17 protein-coding genes and 2 tRNA genes are annotated in these 18,232 nt (G+C 46.7%); 5 read left to right on the top strand and 14 right to left on the bottom strand.

What is annotated here, in order from left to right; translation table 11 throughout:
• The first annotated feature begins 61 nt into the window (after positions 1–61).
• Both G451_RS0120920 and G451_RS0120925 read left to right on the top strand, forming a co-directional pair.
• Positions 62–1,447 carry a S1C family serine protease gene (locus tag G451_RS0120920; RefSeq protein WP_027185767.1) on the top strand — a complete coding sequence of 462 codons (1,386 nt, stop codon included), beginning with the start codon at positions 62–64 and terminating at the stop codon, positions 1,445–1,447.
• Positions 1,448–1,543: 96 nt separating this feature from the next.
• Positions 1,544–3,064, top strand: a complete 1,521-nt coding sequence (locus G451_RS0120925) for a sensor domain-containing diguanylate cyclase (protein WP_051261747.1) — start codon at positions 1,544–1,546, stop codon at positions 3,062–3,064.
• Positions 3,065–3,161: 97 nt separating this feature from the next.
• On the opposite strand, the gene G451_RS33235 is transcribed toward G451_RS0120925, so the two are convergent.
• Positions 3,162–6,056, bottom strand: a complete 2,895-nt coding sequence (locus tag G451_RS33235) for a cache domain-containing protein (protein ID WP_051261748.1) — start codon at positions 6,054–6,056, stop codon at positions 3,162–3,164.
• A gap of 178 nt (positions 6,057–6,234) precedes the next feature.
• The gene (locus G451_RS33240; RefSeq protein ID WP_169727924.1) at positions 6,235–8,604 is read right to left on the bottom strand and encodes a PAS domain-containing hybrid sensor histidine kinase/response regulator; all 2,370 of its coding nucleotides are present in this window, start codon (positions 8,602–8,604) and stop codon (positions 6,235–6,237) included.
• 701 nt (positions 8,605–9,305) lie between these two features.
• On the opposite strand from G451_RS33240, the gene G451_RS0120940 reads away from it, so the two are divergent.
• The gene (locus tag G451_RS0120940) at positions 9,306–10,070 is read left to right on the top strand and encodes a threonine/serine exporter family protein (RefSeq protein WP_027185769.1); all 765 of its coding nucleotides are present in this window, start codon (positions 9,306–9,308) and stop codon (positions 10,068–10,070) included.
• Positions 10,070–10,534, top strand: coding sequence for a threonine/serine exporter family protein (locus tag G451_RS0120945; RefSeq protein ID WP_027185770.1), 465 nt, complete (start codon positions 10,070–10,072; stop codon positions 10,532–10,534). The genes G451_RS0120940 and G451_RS0120945 overlap by 1 nt, the downstream gene beginning before the upstream one ends.
• Here G451_RS0120945 and G451_RS33860 read toward each other — a convergent pair.
• The 12 genes from G451_RS33860 to G451_RS0121005 all read right to left on the bottom strand — a co-directional run bounded on the left by G451_RS33860 (position 10,473) and on the right by G451_RS0121005 (position 17,132).
• Complete coding sequence (locus G451_RS33860) at positions 10,473–10,793, bottom strand: sodium/glutamate symporter (protein WP_281171577.1); 321 nt, start codon at positions 10,791–10,793, stop codon at positions 10,473–10,475. The two genes, G451_RS0120945 and G451_RS33860, sit on opposite strands and share 62 nt — an antisense overlap.
• A 265-nt stretch (positions 10,794–11,058) precedes the next feature.
• Positions 11,059–11,136, bottom strand: a tRNA-Glu gene (locus tag G451_RS0120955).
• Positions 11,137–11,146: 10 nt separating this feature from the next.
• A tRNA-Gln gene (locus tag G451_RS0120960) sits at positions 11,147–11,220 on the bottom strand.
• A 311-nt stretch (positions 11,221–11,531) separates the two neighbouring features.
• Positions 11,532–11,885, bottom strand: coding sequence for a hypothetical protein (locus G451_RS0120965; protein ID WP_027185771.1), 354 nt, complete (start codon positions 11,883–11,885; stop codon positions 11,532–11,534).
• Positions 11,863–12,366, bottom strand: a complete 504-nt coding sequence (locus G451_RS30890; protein ID WP_051261750.1) for a DciA family protein — start codon at positions 12,364–12,366, stop codon at positions 11,863–11,865. The genes G451_RS0120965 and G451_RS30890 overlap by 23 nt, the downstream gene beginning before the upstream one ends.
• Positions 12,367–12,372: 6 nt before the next feature.
• Entirely contained in the window at positions 12,373–12,912 is a 540-nt protein-coding gene (locus G451_RS0120975; protein WP_027185772.1) for a hypothetical protein, read from the bottom strand.
• A 121-nt stretch (positions 12,913–13,033) separates the two neighbouring features.
• Positions 13,034–13,387, bottom strand: coding sequence for a ferredoxin-thioredoxin reductase catalytic domain-containing protein (locus G451_RS0120980; RefSeq protein WP_027185773.1), 354 nt, complete (start codon positions 13,385–13,387; stop codon positions 13,034–13,036).
• Positions 13,388–13,389: 2 nt separating this feature from the next.
• On the bottom strand, positions 13,390–13,641 hold the full coding sequence (locus G451_RS0120985) for a glutaredoxin family protein (RefSeq protein WP_027185774.1): 252 nt from the start codon (positions 13,639–13,641) through the stop codon (positions 13,390–13,392).
• 26 nt (positions 13,642–13,667) lie between these two features.
• On the bottom strand, positions 13,668–14,438 hold the full coding sequence (locus tag G451_RS0120990) for an amino acid ABC transporter permease (RefSeq protein WP_027185775.1): 771 nt from the start codon (positions 14,436–14,438) through the stop codon (positions 13,668–13,670).
• Positions 14,439–14,471: 33 nt separating this feature from the next.
• Positions 14,472–15,293 carry a transporter substrate-binding domain-containing protein gene (locus G451_RS0120995; RefSeq protein WP_027185776.1) on the bottom strand — a complete coding sequence of 274 codons (822 nt, stop codon included), beginning with the start codon at positions 15,291–15,293 and terminating at the stop codon, positions 14,472–14,474.
• 163 nt (positions 15,294–15,456) lie between these two features.
• On the bottom strand, positions 15,457–16,092 hold the full coding sequence (gene tmk / locus G451_RS0121000; protein WP_027185777.1) for a dTMP kinase: 636 nt from the start codon (positions 16,090–16,092) through the stop codon (positions 15,457–15,459).
• Positions 16,068–17,132: a 3'-5' exoribonuclease YhaM family protein gene (locus tag G451_RS0121005; protein WP_051261751.1), complete on the bottom strand. Its 1,065-nt coding sequence runs from the start codon at positions 17,130–17,132 to the stop codon at positions 16,068–16,070. Before G451_RS0121005 ends, tmk begins: the two co-directional genes overlap by 25 nt.
• A 180-nt stretch (positions 17,133–17,312) precedes the next feature.
• On the opposite strand from G451_RS0121005, the gene surE reads away from it, so the two are divergent.
• Positions 17,313–18,071 (top strand): 5'/3'-nucleotidase SurE, encoded by a 759-nt coding sequence (surE, locus tag G451_RS0121010; protein ID WP_027185779.1) that lies wholly within the window; start codon positions 17,313–17,315, stop codon positions 18,069–18,071.
• Positions 18,072–18,232: the final 161 nt, after the last annotated feature.

The raw sequence follows: 18,232 nt of genomic DNA on the forward strand, positions 1-18,232 counted from the left end.
CTGTCTGGCGGTCAATGAAGCCTGCATTTCGGGAATGATCTGACGAGAAAGGTCTCGTTTCATGTCACGTGTTGGTGTTCTCTATTCCCTGCTTTGGATTCTGTTGAGTTGCGGATGCGGTTCTCGACCCGTCCTCACGACGCTTCAAGACCCTGTTCTGGTTGATATTCCCGTTACTGAAAGCACACAACCTGTCATGTTTACCAAGGCGGTCATTAAATTGCGCCGTGGACAGGTTATCGGTGAAATACAATCCGGGCCTTTATGTTTGCCTGAATCCGAAATGGTATGGCGAGGTGGAAGCCGGCCATTTTGGGATGAAGAAGTCCAAGACATCTTTCGCGATGAAATGCAGCGAGCAAATATCACGGTTGTTGGTGATCGAGAAAAGCTTTTCGGTGATCCGATGCAGTCGGCTGCCCGCTATTATGTTGCTGCATTGGTGCGAGATTTTCACCATAACGTGTGTCGGCCAAATGATTACCTATTTGATTCGGCGAGCAGAACAAGTGAGGCGTCTATCAAGGTGGAATGGCAGGTGTTCAGCCTGTTCGACAAAAAAATGGTGGCAACAATTCCTGTTCGTGGAACCGCTCGTATTGATTCTCCGCGTGATACAGCTGATATGGATTCCATTTACGAGGCTTTTGCGCAGGCTGTGCGCTTTCTTATTGCCGATCCGACGTTTCAAGCGCTTGTGCGCGACACCCCTGAACACGCCCCTCGGTCTCGTAAGGCCCATGATGCTGGCTCGACGGGGCTGAGACCAATTGTTTTAGTGGGACAAAGCGATTCCAGCTCTGTTCGAGTTCCGTTAGCCGAAGTTCGGGAGCGGGTTGTTACCATTGATTCCGGGGCCGCCATCGGAAGCGGTTTTTTTATTTCTGAAGACGGTCTCGTATTGACCAATCAGCATGTTGTTGGAAGTTCCAAGGATGTTCGCATACGCCTTATTTCCGGTGTTGAAATTACGGGGTCAGTGGTGCGAACCAATGTTAGGCGCGATGTCGCATTGATTCAGGCCGATCTCACCAAGACACCATGTCTCCCCTTGGCAATGTCCAGCCCTGAAATCGGTGCTCCGGTGTATGCGATTGGTTCTCCAGGTGGTACAGAGCGGGAGGGGAGCGTGAGTTGTGGTGTTATTAGTGCCATACGACATCAGTATGAACAGGATTATATTCAGAGTGATGTCGGGGTAACGCATGGAAGCAGCGGGGGGCCGTTGATTGATGTCGATGGGCACGTTGTCGCGTTGACTGTGGCTGGTGATGAAAAGGCGACCAGTGTGAATTATTTTATACCTATCCTTGATGCCACTCGGGTGTTGAATCTTGTTCACGGGCAGGAGCTGCCAGTCCCGGAACAAGCCCATCTTTGTAGTTTCCTCCCAAGGGGAAATACTATATTGAAAACAGTGATGGGAGAACCTCATGCGGAGGATTGACGTATGAAAACTGGAATAGGTTGGCTCTCGTTTGGGGAATAGCTTTGTCGTCTTATGAGGTTCTTCACGTGTTTTTAATGAAGGGATTGTTTCTCAATGCATGTTCTAAGCCGTCTGTTCGAAGCTTTGTGGAAATTGCAGAGCCAACGATCGTTTCGTCTCGCTTTTTTTCTTTCTTCTATCCTCTTTTTCTCCTTTTTTATAACGAGCATTATTAATTATAATTTGGCGCGAGAATCTATCCGTCAGGATATCCTTCAATCATCTCTTCCGCTCACTCGAGACACTATTTTTTCTGAAATTCTTCAGAATTTAATGAAGCCCATTTATGTTTCATCGTCGATGGCAAACGATGCGTTTTTGATAGATTGGGCTTCTTCTGGAGAAAAAGATATTTCAAAGATAAAGAAATATCTCGATTCAATAAAATTGAAGTATGGCTTTTTTACGACTTTTTTTATTTCAAGTCGTTCCCACAATTACTATTATTATGGTGGGAGTCTGAAAAAGATAACACGTATCGATGATCATGATAAATGGTACTACGATTTTATTGCGTCAGGAAAAGAGTTTGACCTTGATGTTGATGTAAACCAAGCAAATAACAATCTTCTCACGATATTTATCAATTTTCGTGTTCAGAATAAAAAGGGCCATCTTGTTGGTGTTACCGGTGTAGGGCTGAAATTTGATACGGTTTCGAGGCTCCTTGAAGAGACGCAGGAACGATTTGGGCGTTCCATATATTTTATTGATCTCCATGGATATATCGTGGCTCGGGCCAAGTCATTTAGACATGCTGTTCCTTCAATTCAAAATATTGCTGGTATAGCTCCTTTTGCGAATGAAATTTTACGCATTCAGACGCAACCCATTGATTTCGAATATGACGAAGACGGAAATCATTATCTGCTGACCGCTCGCTATATCCCGGAGTTGAATTGGATTCTTATTGTCGAAGAGAATGAATCGAAAGCGCTTGCCTTTGCTCGGTATAATTTTCAACGCACACTGTTTATTGGCCTTTTTGCTTCATTATTTGTGCTGTTTGTCAGTGGATACATGACCTACCGTTTTCAGAAAAAATTGTTCGATTTAGCCACAACCGATGACTTGACGGGCTTATCCAATCGTCGTGAATTTGAACGTCAATTCAAGCTGGCAGTTAAACGATTTGACCATGACCAGCGTCCGTTCTCCGTTATTTTGGCGGATATTGACGGTATGAAACAGGTGAATGACAAATTCGGTCACCTTGCCGGGGATACTGTGCTTGTTGAAACAGCCCAGCTGCTACGGAACGGTGTTCGTCCAGATGATCACGTCGCGCGCTGGGGAGGCGATGAATTCATTATTCTTGCTCAATGTGATCGAGAAGAGGCAAAAAGAATCGCCGAGCGTATTCGTAGTGGTATAGAAGGACAGGAATTCAGCGATAACAATTCGCCGCATTTTTCCCTCTTCACTCATGTGACGATGAGCCAGGGGGTCGCTGAATTTCACCCCGGAGACACCATTGATTCCATCACCATGCGTGCAGATGCGTTATTGTATCAATGTAAGAATGAGGGGAAAAATAATGTATGCGTTGAAGGGGAAGACGTTCCTACCCAATGAGATGACTTCAGAATAATAGTTCTACTGTGTAAGAATTTTGCGACGTCACGTTTATGAGAACGCTAGCGCCAAAAAGTGATTTCATATTTTGCGGAGATCATTGTTCCCGGTGTCTGCCTTTGGTGAGAAGCGTTTGGATGACATCCTTCATGGTATCCATATCAATCGGTTTAGCGAGGTAGGCATCCATACCTGAGACGAGAAATGTTTCGCGATCTCCTGTCATAGCGTAGGCTGTCATGGCAACAATGGGAATGTCTGTATTTTGTGCTCCTGCCTTGCCTCCACGTATTGCTTTCGTCGCTTCCACTCCATCCATTATGGGCATTTGAACATCCATAAGAACAATATCGAACGATTCATTGTTCAGCATGTTTATGGCTTCCTTGCCGTTTTGCGCATACTGGACATGGAATCCTTGTGCTTTCAACAAATGTGTCATGGTAAAGAGATTAACCTCGTCATCCTCGACTACAAGAATATGACCAGCATGTTGTGGTGGCGAGTCAGGAGGAGTCGGCATCGTATTGTCAACCAAAGGCATTGCAATCGGCATGGGTTCGGGAGATGCAAAGACTCTGACAAACGGAATTGAGAGGTAAAAGGTTGTTCCCTTGCCCTTTTCCGATTCGACAGACAGAGATCCACCCATCATACTGACGAGTTGTTTGACGATACTTAAACCAAGGCCTGCTCCTTGGAAGCGTTTGGAATATGAACTTTCAACCTGGCTAAACGGTTGGAAAAGCATCGCTATATGTTTGTCATCGATACCGATGCCAGTATCGGCTACCTGAAAGAGGATTCGAGCGATAGAATTTTGATCCTGAGTACGAGGATCAATGAGTGATGCCTTGATAGAAATTGAACCACTTGGGGTGAACTTTTCTGCGTTGGCAAGAAGGTTGAAAAGGATTTGTCGAATACGTTGTTCGTCGCCCATGAGTGTATGTGGTATTTCTGGAGCACACTCCAGCTTAAGGGGCACTCCGGCCTGTTGTGTCGTGGGACGGAACAGGTTGACCGTGTCGTTGAGAACAATATGAAGGTCAAGCGGTTCGTTCACGAGCTCCATATGCCCCGATTCGATGCGTGAGAGGTCAAGAATGTCACTTAAAAGTCGGGTGAGGCGTTTATTGCTCTGGAACGCGTACTCGATGAACTCCTGTTGTTGGCTGTCGAGCTCGGTTTTTTTGAGTAATTGAATCATGCCCATAATGCCATTGAGCGGAGTACGAATTTCATGGCTCATATTGGCCAAAAACTCACTTTTTGCCCGATTGGCCGTTTCTGCTGCATTTTTGGCTTCGAGCAACTCGGTCACGACCTCGCGTAGTTGAGTTTCGCTTTCGCGCAACTTTATTTCACTTTCTTTCTGATGTGTGATGTCTTGGAAAGTGCCTTTTAGTTTCACGCACGTTCCGTTTTCAAACTGTGGGTAGCCAATGATCCGAGCCCAAAGCTGGCGACCTTTAGCAGAATGGCAATGCAATTCAAGGTCAAACGGTTTTTTCTGTTCTATGGCTTCGGTGATGGCCTGTTGCAGGAGAACGCGATCGTGCTGCGGATAATAGGCAAGATGTTCATTGGGCCCAGGAGGTGGACCATCGTCGAGTTCTATAATGCGGTAGAGTTGCTCGGTCCATGTCGCTGTATTGTGTACAAGATCATGCTCCCAGCCCCCAACTTTGGCTATGTGGCTTACTTCATTGAGAAACGCTTCACTTCGTCGCATCGAGATATCGGCCTGCCTGTACCATTCGACCATGAGGTTGGCTGAAGAGCCGATTTGTTTGAGTTCATCAAGATGAAAAAGGTTGATGTCGAGGAGTTCATCTCTTTGGAATCCTTGGGCAAAAAAATCGAGAATAATCTTTAACTGACTGCCGACCCATCGGGAGAGGCCTATCGATATAGCGATGACAAGCGCAAGAAGAATTAATGCGATGAAACTGATTGTAATGATATCACCGATGAGCTTATGTTTGAGCGCTACTTGTTTTGCTGCAATGAGCTCGTCGATATCGTCGACATAAAATCCCGAACCGATAATCCACTTCCATTCTGGAATGCCTCGTACAAAAGCGACTTTGGGAGATGGCTCACTTTCGGTGAGTTTTTTCCAAGAGTATTCGACAAATCCGCCTTCCGGATCACGCACGGCATTACGCTGTTCCTGAATAATTTTTACGCCATACGGGTCCGTTAACTCTATGATATTTTTTCCACCTTTGGTTATCGTTCCATTGGTGAAAAGAGGGTCTCCCGCGAACGTACTGCCAAACAGGTATCCATTTTGTCCGAAACGGACCTGAACAAGCCAGTCGAGGACTTCTTGCTGAATATCCTGAGTGGCATCTGCAAGGGAATCACCGGTGCCAATAAGGGCATTGAGCGGCTCAAAATATTTAATGAATGCAATTCGTTTCTGCTTCTCTCCAGTCCCTCCCGGCAATTGTCCCTCATACTCAATAAATCCTTCGTCTTTGGATTGAACAAGACTGATCATTTGGCGTAGGAGATCTGTGTCATTTCCCGTTATGGTATCGTGTTGGGATGAAATCGGATTGAGCAGCCAATTTCCGTCGAGATGCGCGACGAAGAAATATCTTCGATCTTTACTGAATCGAATATCTCGTAATGCTGTCAGAACAAGGGATCTGAACTGATCCCGAGGCATGCCGTTGTTATCGGCATTATACAACGCCCAAGCCATGGATACTGCGTTGTTGGTATGTTCCCGCAGAGAAGCCATAAGACGTTTTTGAGCAAGATCCATATGCTGCCTGGCGTATGCTATGGCGCGGTCCACTTCGTCGCGAGAGAGTTGACGGTTGGCAGCAACATAGGAGGAGCGAACATCATCGGCTTCGCGCAGAAATGTGAAATATTTATCGGCGCTCCAGAATCCTACACATAAGATGATCGTTAAAAGCGTTATGGAGAAGATACAAACGAAAAAAAGAGTAGAGAATTTCTGATTGCGCAACATGACGTCCGTTGCCTCATAAAGCTGCAGTCAAGGGTTGAATGAGGCCGTATGGTCAGCGATACGACGGAAAGAAAACCTGAGTAATGTTGAAAATAGAATCACGTTTTGTTCGTTCTGTCTATGTTGCCATGGGCGTACGTGTGTGTCCATGGTGATAACGTAGACTTTTTTGAGAGGTTCATGTGTGTTTGGGACGAGCTTTTTTTCGATTAATGTTCGTCATCGTTTCAAAGAGTTGCTGAACATTGACGGGTTTCGCAATATAACCATCCATGCCAGAGTTGAGCATGTATTCTTCATCCTTTGCCATGGCATATGCCGTCATGGCGACAATGGGAACGTGGGATACATGGCTGTATTTGGGATTGGATCGGATATGTCGGGTCGCTTCGAGTCCATCCATGACAGGCATCTGTACATCCATGAGGATGATGTCGACAGTAGTCTGTTGGAGGTGTTGCAAAGCCTCAAGCCCATTGTGTGCCTGGCGTGTCGTGAATCCTTTATTTTCGAGAAGGTCCAAGATGAACATGCGGTTATGTTCATCATCCTCGACGACCAAAATAGAAACTGGAGATGGTTGGAGTACAGGAGGAGAGAGCGCGGGGGAGGGTGTTGAACACACTTCTGTTTGGGGAGGAGATGTGAATGGGATATTAATATAGATGGTTGTTCCAACTCCTGGTTCATTCGAGATAGTGAGTGTTCCATCTAATAACTGGACAAGTTTTTTGGTAATGGACAAGCCGAGTCCTGCGCCTTGGTAGGCGCGTTTAAAGCTTGTCTCAGCTTGGTTGAATGCATCGAAGATACGAGAAATATCAGCGTCATCAATGCCAATACCGGTATCACGTACTGTGAAGAGTAATCGAATTTGTTCGCCTTTTGCTGCGAGCTCCTGAACGGTGATATATACGCTCCCTGTATCGGTGAATTTGACGGCATTCCCCACGAGGTTGTTTAATATTTGTTGTAAGCGGATAGGATCACCGTACAAGACGACGGGTACTTCCGGAGCAGCTGAGATGGAAAATCCAATCTGTTTGTTTTGAGCGATGGGTTCGAAAATTTGGGAAACGGCGTCGAGAACAGTATCAAGTCGAAATGATTCATGTGTTATATTCATTTTGCCCGCTTCGACACGCGATAGATCAAGTATATCTCCTAAAAGCCGAGTGAGTCGATTGCATGAGTCGAGGGCTGTTTCTGTGTACAAACGTTGCTTGTCGGTACAGGCAACATTTTGCAGTAATTGGAGCATGCCCATAACTCCGTTGAGCGGAGTGCGGATTTCATGACTCATATTGGCGAGAAAGACGGATTTTGCTTTATTCGCACTCTCTGCAGCTTGTTTCGCCTCCAAAAGCTCGGCGTGGATTATATGCATTTGCGTTAAATCTACATCAATGCAGAACATTTCCTGTGTTCCATCGGCAGAAATAAACATAGCATGAGAAGAATAGACATGGATGGGAGAGCGGTCTTTTCGACAGAGCACCAATTCTCCCGCAAGAATTGGGATACCGTTTTCCATCCAGTTGGAGATTGCATTTTTGACATCATCCCGCATGGGGTCTGGGATAATAAGATCTTCAAGTTGCCGTCCTAATGCCTCTTCTTTCGAAAAGCCGTACAATACTTCGCTGGCCTTGTTCCAGAACGTAACACGTCGATTGACGTCATATCCCTGAACTGCGACGAGTTCTACATTTTCGACCAGTGCACGAAAACGGCTTTCACTTTCCTTGAGTGCCTGTTCGGCTTCATTTCGTTCTGAAATATCTTCCAACGTCGCAATAACTTCAGTTGGAAGATGCTCCGTAGACACGGGATTGAGCACGACCCGGAGAAATGTGGTTTTGTTGCCTGTGATCGATGTATAAGTACCTTCATACGAAATATGTTGACCAGCGAGAGCCTTTTGCAGCGTTTCGCGTATTGGGTGACTACTTCTTTGCAGTCCATCAAAACCGATAAGTTTATCCCGGGATGAGCCCATGAGTTCAATGAATCGTTCGTTGCAATCACGAATAATACCTTCAGGTGAAAAATGGACCATACCCAAAGGAGATTTTTCAAAGATAATACGATGGCGACGTCCACTGTCGGTTAACTTATCCTGCGCACGTTTGTACTGCGTGATATCTTCGAAGAGTGCCACAATGTGTTGAGGAGAATCGTTTCCGTGCAGAATTTGTGGCGTAGCGCTGAATGATATCCAGCAAAATTTTTTTGTTTGAGTATTATGGAAGTGTATGACTTGGTTATGAATTGCCTCTCCTCTTTGTAGTGTCTCTATACATGCATTCATACAGGGGTAATATGCGATATAGTTCTCATTCTCCAATTGTTGAAAGAGATCATGAAGAGTCCTGCCAAGCATTGTTTCACATGAGCGATCAAAGAGTTTCTCGGCAGCAGGATTGGCTTCCGTTACTCGTCCGTTGTTATCAAGGAACAGAATGCCATGATGCATGGAAAGAAAAAGATGACGTAATTTTTCGAGTTCTCTATGTACAGGCTCTTCATCAGGATATTTATGAAGCATAGCGATCACCACAGGCTCGGTTGCAATGTCCATCGATATGAGTGGAATTTGAAACAGGTATGATCGTAAGGGAACGTTGAGTATGACTGAGCTGTATATCTCGTATTGCATTTTTGTAATGTGAATACGACATGTGACAACATGGAGTGTTTGTGGATTGAAAATGAAATCGACAAACGTATGTTTGAGAAGAGTGCGAGGATGTTGTGAACAAAATTATACGATAGGCATAACTGCTAAGAAAAGAATCAAGCCTTTCTGATTGAGGAGAAAGGTTGAGGGCTGGAGTGCGCTCACGACGAGACAGGCAAAATTCAGCATGTTGGTGCATTGCGTAGTCTCTACCATAATTTGATTGATCAGCCAATACAATCATAATGCATCTCCCACCTCACGATGCTATCGTGCGTGATGGGGGGACACAGAGCACAGCTTCGTACGGAGAATCTCTCTGCTGCACCCTCGCCAACATCATAGGCATGATGTAGAGTTGTATTGGCTCAAGCTCATGGAAGATTACGATCAAAAATGCAGTTGATATTTTATTAAAAAGTCATGATATCGTGTTTATTCATGTATTTATCAAAGAACAGGGCAAAGCGTTGCTTGCCAGGGTCTCAAGACGGTTGTAAGGGAAGCGGCCTGAGCCTGTAGAGTAGAGCAGATGGTACACAAGTCACACGTAAAGTAGGTTGAATTCTATGGAGTTAAAGAAGCATGAATTGCAGGAAGCCCTTGATCTGGCGCTATGGGCCGGGGAACTTATGTTCCGTTCAGGAGCAGAGATAGACAAGGTAAACCGGGCTATTACGAGCATGCTCACCGGCACGGGATGCGATAATGTCAGTACGCTTGTAGCTCATAATGCGCTGATGGTGACGATTTCACGAGCAGGAGAGTGTCAAACGAAAGTTCGTCCAATACATAGCTTGGGTGTTGATTTCACAAAGCTGTCGGAACTCTTTGATTTGGCCATGGAGGTACAGCAGTCAGGCTATGATTCCGTCGTTATTCGACGTCGTTTGACACGTATTCAAAACGCTCGCCCAATTTTTTCCATGACGAGTACATCGGTGGCTGTCAGTATTGCCTGTGGGGCTTTTGCCGTCATTTTTGGGGGGCATGCTCCAGAATTTTTCGCGACGGCGGCCTCGACATTCTTAGGGGCGATGGTTCGATTCTCCCTGGCTAAGATGCGTTTCAACGTCTTTATTGTTTTTGCGGCAAGTGCGTTTGTTGCAACGTTAGCGGCAATGCTGTGTTCTGGCTTTGTACTCAAGCCCAATGTAGTTCAATCGGCAGCTGTATTGTATCTCATCCCCGGAGTGCCGTTGATTGATTCCGTTGAAGATCTCATTCGAGGATACGTTACTGTCGGCTTGACGAGAGGCGTTATGGGATTGCTTATGATATTGTTTTTGGCGTCAGGTATGTATTTGGCGTTGAGTCTTCGGAGTGTGTTCTAATGGAAGACTTTTTATTGAATCTGGCGGTAAAGCTGGTTTTCGGGGCCATTGCATCGATAGGGTTCGCTATTTTGTTCAATGTCCCCGTATATCGTTTGTGGTTATGCGGATTTTGCGGTGCGCTGGGGATTGGCCTGAGGACGTGTGGTTTGGCTGCAGGGGGTTCTTTGGAAATGTCGACGCTCTTTGGTTCTCTTGCTGTTGGGTTTGCCGCATATGCTTTTCATAAGCGCCTCAGCATGCCGACGCATATTATTTCCATCCCTGGAACGATCAATATGGTGCCGGGCGTGTTGGCCTTTAAAGCCATGACTGGATTTATGCAGTTCGCAACAACTCACGACCCGATTGTATTTTTAGAGGCCTCCCATCATTTCCTTGAAATGGCATATGTTGTCCTTGCTATCTCATTCGGATTGGTTTTGCCGAGCTTGTGCTTTCGCATTGAGAAACGAACGTTGTAATGAGGGCGTTTTTTTCCAAAACGCACATCACAAAAAAAGAAATAATCATTGCGTTGGCGACATCAATAAAAAATGAACAGACCAGAGGGACAACAATAAATGCTTTGTGGGCTGCTCCGTAGCGTTCTGTTACGGCAGTCATGTTGGCAATAGCAGTTGGCGTGGACCCCATGGAGATACCGCCAAACCCGGCACAGATGACGGCAGCTTCATAATCTTTTCCCATGATCTTGAAAATAATAAATGCTGTGAAGACCACACTCAGGGGGCGGACCTTTGAGAATGACAGACTACGGGTAAAAATGCTGTGCGGATAAGAAGATAATCATGTCGGAAAAGCGGTTTCCAGGCCCATCTTTGAAGTAGAACCAACCAACCTGGAACCGTAGAACCAACAAACCAGTTGAGGCTAGAACCCAACAAAAAAGCCCCGAAAGCGGCAACTTTCAGGGCGTAAATATATTAACTGGGCATTCTCTGTTCCCAGTAAACATAGTTAGCAACTTCTAACTATGCAAAATCTTTGGCGTCCCCAAGGGGATTTGAACCCCTGTCGCCTGCGTGAAAGGCAGGTGTCCTGGACCAGGCTAGACGATGGGGACGCATATTTTATGGCTGGGGGACAAGGATTCGAACCTTGGTTGACGGAGTCAGAGTCCGTAGTCCTGCCGCTAGACGATCCCCCAGTGATTCGTAGCGAGGAAGTGCTTTTATTCTTTTGGCTCTGCGTTGTCAAGATCAAAATTGAACTTTTTACGTTTTTTGTGAGCCATTCCCTCGTCACGTAAAGGAAGGGCTAGATAGCTTGAAATGGTATGGTTGGCAAGTAAAAAAAACGATTTTTTCAAAAAAATGTGGGAGTGTTGTTTGGTGCATTGGTCGTGCTATGTCTTGAGTTGGAAACAACACTTTTCGCTGAATGTTTGGTATGTTGGAAAACGAAAAGGCCGAAGATGGCGTGCATCCCCGGCCTTTTCCTTCACGAGGTGAAGTACGTTTAGGAAGCGCGCGCCAAGCGGCGAGTGCGCTTTTTGATCTTGTTGATCTTGCGGCGAATGATTTCGCGATCCTTGCGCGGGGTTTCTTTGGACAGACCGGCTTTGTCTTCACGGAGTGCCTTCAGCGACGCTTTGAGGCTGAGGATCTGTTTCTTATATGGGGAAACAGCGCCTTCTTCATCGACAATTCCGAACAGTTCCTTGATGGTAGCGACGAGCTGGTCTTTGTCCATGCCCGAGGCACCGGTGATCTGCGGAATTTTTTCGATGACGAGTTCGCGCAGTTCTTTGGCGGTCATTTTGTCCAGGGGTTTCTTCAAATTCAGTTGCTCAAGCGTAATTTCTTCGCTCATGGGTTCCTCCAAAAGTGTCTTCCTCAACGGCGTCTTGGGACGCCTCGGCTCGATCATACAGGGCCGCGTATGCAGCGTAACATCGTCCCAAGGCCGAATCAGCTGGAAAACGGCCAACCAAGTGGCCGAACCCGGTTGGACGAATGGGCCTCGGTTTATGAAATTCTGGTCCTTGGACAGTGATGGCGTCCAAAGGAACTCGACCCTGTAACAGGTCGAACTTTACTTTGTCAAAGATCTTTTTCTGCAAAAAGCCATTGACGCGGTCCAGGATCTCTGGACCATAATAACTGAGCTCCTGCATGGTCACGGGATCCTCGACACCGAGAAGCAACGTTGATTTGCGTGTTCCCAAAGGGCGGGCCATATCAGCCATTGATCCCATGACGCGAGGCCAATTCCGCCAGAGTTCTGCCAAGCGGAAACGTTCTCGTCCATATTCACCGACACTTTGGAAAATTACTTTTGCCAGTGGCTGCATAAATCCTCAAAGTCGCATTTTTTCATCGACATCCATTGCGATTTCCCCATAGGGCGCGTCGGGACGGAGGATGAAACGGCTTGTTTGCAGACAAAATGGTTCCAGGTCGAGGAGTATTTTCGCCAGGTGTTCGCGTAAAGCGTCGCGTTCATGTGCAGATTGTTTTGTCTCATCATGCCCGGCCAACAACGTGGAAACATCAGCCATGATATAAAAAACATGTCCACAGTGAAAAAGCGTTTCACGCACGGTCTCGTCATGCAGGCCGATTGTGGCATCGACTGCTAAGCTCAATCCGGTTGTGCTTGCTGCATTGCGGAGTGCTTCGGGGCTTTGAATATGGATAAATTCCATATTCAGTCGCTCCGCCGTATCTTTGGCAATTTTCACATACGGGCTTCCCGGCAATCCCAGAAACACTGCATTACTGTTTTGGGAGGCAAGAGGTGGGGATACCTGTTCGCTTTTTTTGAATGTTACAGTCTTATTAGATTCATTGACATCAAATTTTTTTTTGATGAAATGGCTCGTTGGAGGTCTCGGCATGGTGTGTTCCAATGTTGCGCCTCATGTCGACTCGGCACGAGGTGTTGTCGCGAAGCGAAAAAAAGCCCGAAACGAAAGGCGCTCACCATGGTGTCGTGTTCGAGTCGGGCCGATATTACTCTTACTCGTCCGTCATACCAAGAGCGGCCATGAGCTTTTCAGGAGGGCGACGTTCAGGAACAACGTGGTGTTCCACTTTCCCCTCGTTCCAGTCTTTGCTGACATAGAGCCCGCAAAAGCATGTGCCGTATTCTTCGACATCAGCAGTACGGTAGTTACATGGGCAAATAATGTCTTTATCGGCCTCATAATTCCCTGAGGCAAGACGGCAAGGGCATACCATGTATCCGTATCGATCTTTGTTGGTCAGTAAGCTATCCATCAGAGCGAGGGTCATTTTTTCATCAGCATTGAAAAAATATCCTTTCGGTTCCTGGATTTTACGAAGGGTTGTGCGAAGAGTTTGAGCATCCATGGCTATATATCCAGCGCTTTCAGCATGTCGTCTTTGTTGAAACCGATGACGACAGTGCCACCGATGATCATCGTCGGAAAGGACAATGCCGGATTCACTTTTTTGATTTCTTCAATCACGCTTTTACGGTCATCGCCTTTGAGCGTATCGACAAAAACGCAGTCATAATCCACTTTTTTTTCATCAAGAAAACTTTTAGCGTTTTTGCAGTGAATACATGTGCTTAGTGCGTATACTTTGACATCTTGAGCCATGCTGCTTCTCCTTTACTATGTCATAATCAAGAAAAAAATGTTCCTCGTGACGAGGATGCATTGCGTTTTTCGTAATTCATCCTCTTTTCCAACCTGTAGGTCAAGGCAGAAAAGGGGAAGGTTAAGAGGAGGTAGATGAGGGCCAGCGGAAGGTATGCTTCAAACGTTTTATAGGTGGTGGCGTTTACTATTTCAGACGCCTTGGTCAGTTCCCGTACAGATATAACAGATAGGAGGGAAGAGTCTTTGATGAGAGACACAAATTGACCAGTGACCGGCGGTACTATTCGTCGAAATGCCTGAGGAAAAATGACATGGAGTAACGTCTGATGGTGTGTCATGCCAGTAGACATCGCTGCTTCCCACTGACCATTATCAATGGATTCAATGCCGGCACGAACCATTTCCGTTATATACGCGCCGGAAAAAATGGCCAGAGTAATCATGCCAATGATAAAGGGGTTGTCATAGTGCACGACCACTGCCACACAGAAATAAAAAATGTAGATCTGTGTGAGCAGGGGCGTGCCACGAAAAGTTCCTACATAGAGTGATGCAGCTTCACTGAGCCAGACGTTACGCGAAACACGTGCCAAACCTGCAGAAAGACCGATGGCAAGACCCAAGACAATGGCACCGAAGGATACAAGGATTGTATTGATCAATCCTTGGTAATACAATTCACGGTATGCCCATACAGCGCGAAAATCCCAATGATATCGCAATGTGCTGAGCAGTAGAGCGAGAATTACCGTGAATGAGCCGATCAAAATGACACGGACTGTAAAGCGACTCATACGAAGTCTCCCCGCAGTCCGCGCAATATGATTCTATTGTCTTGCATCTGGAAGAATATCGCCAAAATATTTCGCGCGTAAGGTATCGAGCGTACCGTTATTTTTTATCGTTTGGAGATACATTTCCAGCCATTGCCATAAGTCAAAATCGCCTTTGCGCATCGCTATGCAATACGGCTCGTAGGTAAAGGGCTTCAAGATGGCCTTTGTTTCCTTGGGATATTGTTTGTGGTGTTTACCAATGGAAATTTGGTCATAAAAAAAAGCGTCGGCTCGACCATTAACCACTTCTTGAACGCAAGAAGTTTCATCTTTATAGCGATTGATTTTGGCTTTGGGGAATCGTTTACTCGCAACCAGGTCAGCTGTTGTCCCCGTCTTTACCGCAAGAATACGTCCTTCGGCATTGAGTTGATCGACATCGGTTACATCGTTCGCTCGTTTGGTGCTGAGTAAGGTGCACAGCCCTGTCGTAAAATACGCATCCGTGAATGTCATACTTTTCGCACGCTCAAGCGTACCGGTAATACCGGAGATGATGATATCGATCTTTCCAGCTTGCAATGCAGGAATAAGCCCAGTCCATTCCATGTCTTTGATTTCGAGTTCGACACCGAGTTCTTTGGCTGCCTGTTTGGCGATATCCACGTCGAAACCAACTGCATTACCTTGTTCGTCGGTGTATTCGAAGGGCCAGAATTTGAGTTCCATGCCAACGATGAGTTTCCCACGTTTCACAATTTTGCGTAAATCACTCCCTTCGAAAATGTCGTACGGTGTCACTGCAAACGCTGGCGCGGTCATGGCCATCAGCAGGGCGAACACGAAGAGCGTCATACCAACGCGTTTTACCATGGTGGTCTCCTTAGGTTTCATACGAGAGGATGTCGCAACACAACGAGTTGGGCGACAGATACCAAACCTTGGCTACAAGAAAAGCCGATATCAGAGAATTCCTATACCATAAAAGGCAGAGAAGGAAACCCCAGAACCGGCTTTTGTATTTCGAGTTGAATTTTTACCTTGAAATTCGACTTTCCACCGCACAACGCACGTTGTTAAACACGGTCTCTTCATTACCCTCGGCATCCACGATACACATACGTTCCTGGTTCAGAGCTGCCCATGTCAGATAGCCTTCACGAACGCGAGTATGGAATTCAATACTCTCCGCTTCGAAGCGACCTTCTGAATTGTCCATACCGTCACGAAGATTGCGTGCCACTGCTCGTCGGAGGCCGTTCTCCGGAGCTAAATCAAGCAGAAGAGTGAGATCGGGCCAAAGGCCTTCAACAGCTGTATCATTGAGTGTGCGGAGAAGATGGACATCAAGACCTCGACCGTAGCCTTGATAAACGATGGTGGAGTCGGCGAATCTATCACAGATGACAGTTTTTCCAGCTTTCAGGGCTGGCCCTACGATTTCACCCATATGCTGGGCGCGATCGGCCAAGTAGAGGAATAGCTCACATGCCGGTGCAATATGGGTGTTCTTGGCATCAAGGAGAATGGAACGAAATTGTTGACCGAGTTCGGAACCTCCCGGTTCGCGAGTGACCAAGACATCGTGTCCTTTTTCTTCCAACAATGCCGTGAGGAATTGAATTTGAGTAGATTTTCCTGAACCTTCTATGCCTTCAAAGGTAATAAACATTGTTGTACCCCCTTGTTGTCTTCGGTCTTGTTCCCCCGGCCTGCCGAGTTGGCGCAGGGTGTTTTGGTGGCACAAAACAGCGCTCGTCCAAGTGATGGCACGAAGGCCGACCACGACTGCCCGTTTTCTTCAGTATCGGCCAGGGCTTCAAAACCGGTTTTGAGCTTGGCATCGATGTTGTCGGCGAAATGAAGCACGAATGCTTCAGGGGTTTTGGGCCGTTTGGGGGAACCGAATTCGAGTTCCCCATGATGACTGAGTAAGAGATGTCGAAAATGGAGCTTGAGTTCTTCGTCAAGATCTTTGGCTTTCTGTAAAAAAGGGTCCAGTATCTGCTGCGTGATGGTGATATGTCCCAAAAGCCGGCCTTCACTGGTATAGTCTCGCGAAACATCAGCAACAAGTTCCCAGGCTTTGCCCAAATCGTGGAATATTGCTGCTGCCAGCAATGTTTCTCGATCGAGTTGATCATAGAGCGCGCAAATAGCAAGACACAGTCGACACACCCCGAGCGTATGTTCGAGGAGGCCTCCTCGGTAGGCATGGTGAATGCTTTTGGCTCCAGGAGCGGCGAGAACTCGTTCACGGATCGTGTCGTTCGTCAGCACTTTTTTACAAAAACGCTTCCAGGGTTTATGCTGAAACTCATCGTTACACAGTGCAAGGAGCGCGTCATAGAGTTCCTGTGGTGGAATGGCGCTTTGCTGGATAAAATCGGCCATGTCGAGACCGTCGGCTTCAGGATCAAGAAATGTCATATGATCCAGAGTAAGCTGAAGCTTATCCCGGTATTCTCCTACAGCCCCTCCGGCGAGAACAAAGCTTCCTGGTGGAATATCGGAAAACGCTTGACTGAGCGGACTCCAAATTTTGGTTTCAATACTTCCGGTGACATCTTCTAGAACCAGAGACCAAAAGGGTCCGTTCTTTGCTTGGCCAGGTCTGGCAGATGTAATGAGAAACATGTCCTCAATCACCATGCCGCGAGCCAGATTTTCAATAAAAATACTTTTGACGGTCACGTCCTTGCGTTCCCCCATGTCTTACGATAGGCCCCAGCCAAGGATGCCTTTTTCTTTGCGATGGCTTGCATCGCAGATGCTTGTTTGAGGTATCACACTTAAACCAAAGAGAAAAGATAGCGAGAGTTGGCCGAACCTTCATTGTTTATGCGGTGTGTTCTCGATTTCAATTGCAAAAATGTAAAGGACGATTTTCTTATGCGTATTCTTCTCACCAACGATGACGGAATTCAGGCTATTGGTCTGCGTAGCCTATACAAGGCTTTAGTCGAGGCTGGTCACGATGTCGCATGTGTGGCCCCGGTCACAGAGCAATCGGCCGTGGGACACGCCGTGACAATTGCTTCTCCGCTACGGGTCAAACAGTTTCATGAAGAGAATTTTTCCGGACTTGGGGTGTCCGGTACTCCGGCCGACTGTGTTAAAATTGGCCTGACAACGTTGCTGGAAACACCTCCCGACATTGTTGTCTCCGGTATTAATAGCGGCGCGAATGTCGGAGTCGACATTTTGTACTCCGGGACTGTATCCGCCGCCACGGAAGGTGCCCTCATGGGATACCCGGCTTTGGCTGTGTCGTATGACGATTTTGCTCCCGTGGATCTGTTGCCGCAAGGTCGTTATGTGGCATCGTTTCTAGATACAATAGACTGGAGCACATTGCCCCAGTTTCGCGTGCTCAACCTGAATTTTCCCAAACATTCCATAGATGAAGTGAAAGGCCTCAAATTGTGTCCACAAACCGATGCGACGTATGAAGATTGGTTTGAAGAAAAAAAAGATCCTCGCGGTCGCTCATATTATTGGCTTGATGGAGTGATTCCGGCTGAACGTGTGGCTCCGGACTCGGATCGAGGCTTGTTGACGCAAGGCTACATCACGTTAACACCGCTCCGTTTTGATTTCACTGATCATGAAACGCTGTCTTCGCTCGAATCTCACCTGAATCTCTCATAATACCGCCTTTAGATAGAGTGAAGAGAAGGGATGGATCACCCTGGAAATGTGCGGTTCTTTCCTTCTCTTGGTGACTTTTTTGTTTAAGGTTTCGTTCCCCTCTATCTCAAGAATTTTCCTCGCACTTGCACATGAGCCAAACTCGTGTATCCTTGAAAGAT

The organism is Desulfovibrio inopinatus DSM 10711 (assembly GCF_000429305.1).
Taxonomy (GTDB): domain Bacteria; phylum Desulfobacterota; class Desulfovibrionia; order Desulfovibrionales; family Desulfovibrionaceae; genus Alteridesulfovibrio; species Alteridesulfovibrio inopinatus.

What these genes read in the sequence shown, in the direction of transcription:
- G451_RS0120990 (WP_027185775.1), bottom strand. Translation starts at nt 14,438, where the DNA reads ATGAGTCGCTTTACAGTCCGTGTCATTTTGATCGGCTCATTCACGGTA.
- G451_RS0120945 (WP_027185770.1), top strand. Translation starts at nt 10,070, where the DNA reads ATGGAAGACTTTTTATTGAATCTGGCGGTAAAGCTGGTTTTCGGGGCC.
- G451_RS30890 (WP_051261750.1), bottom strand. Translation starts at nt 12,366, where the DNA reads ATGCAGCCACTGGCAAAAGTAATTTTCCAAAGTGTCGGTGAATATGGA.
- G451_RS33235 (WP_051261748.1), bottom strand. Translation starts at nt 6,056, where the DNA reads ATGTTGCGCAATCAGAAATTCTCTACTCTTTTTTTCGTTTGTATCTTC.
- G451_RS0120975 (WP_027185772.1), bottom strand. Translation starts at nt 12,912, where the DNA reads ATGCCGAGACCTCCAACGAGCCATTTCATCAAAAAAAAATTTGATGTC.
- G451_RS33240 (WP_169727924.1), bottom strand. Translation starts at nt 8,604, where the DNA reads ATGCTTCATAAATATCCTGATGAAGAGCCTGTACATAGAGAACTCGAA.
- G451_RS0120965 (WP_027185771.1), bottom strand. Translation starts at nt 11,885, where the DNA reads ATGAGCGAAGAAATTACGCTTGAGCAACTGAATTTGAAGAAACCCCTG.
- G451_RS0120985 (WP_027185774.1), bottom strand. Translation starts at nt 13,641, where the DNA reads ATGGCTCAAGATGTCAAAGTATACGCACTAAGCACATGTATTCACTGC.
- G451_RS0120920 (WP_027185767.1), top strand. Translation starts at nt 62, where the DNA reads ATGTCACGTGTTGGTGTTCTCTATTCCCTGCTTTGGATTCTGTTGAGT.
- G451_RS0120980 (WP_027185773.1), bottom strand. Translation starts at nt 13,387, where the DNA reads ATGGATGCTCAAACTCTTCGCACAACCCTTCGTAAAATCCAGGAACCG.
- G451_RS0120995 (WP_027185776.1), bottom strand. Translation starts at nt 15,293, where the DNA reads ATGGTAAAACGCGTTGGTATGACGCTCTTCGTGTTCGCCCTGCTGATG.
- G451_RS0121005 (WP_051261751.1), bottom strand. Translation starts at nt 17,132, where the DNA reads ATGGGGGAACGCAAGGACGTGACCGTCAAAAGTATTTTTATTGAAAAT.
- surE (WP_027185779.1), top strand. Translation starts at nt 17,313, where the DNA reads ATGCGTATTCTTCTCACCAACGATGACGGAATTCAGGCTATTGGTCTG.
- G451_RS0120940 (WP_027185769.1), top strand. Translation starts at nt 9,306, where the DNA reads ATGGAGTTAAAGAAGCATGAATTGCAGGAAGCCCTTGATCTGGCGCTA.
- G451_RS0120925 (WP_051261747.1), top strand. Translation starts at nt 1,544, where the DNA reads ATGCATGTTCTAAGCCGTCTGTTCGAAGCTTTGTGGAAATTGCAGAGC.
- tmk (WP_027185777.1), bottom strand. Translation starts at nt 16,092, where the DNA reads ATGTTTATTACCTTTGAAGGCATAGAAGGTTCAGGAAAATCTACTCAA.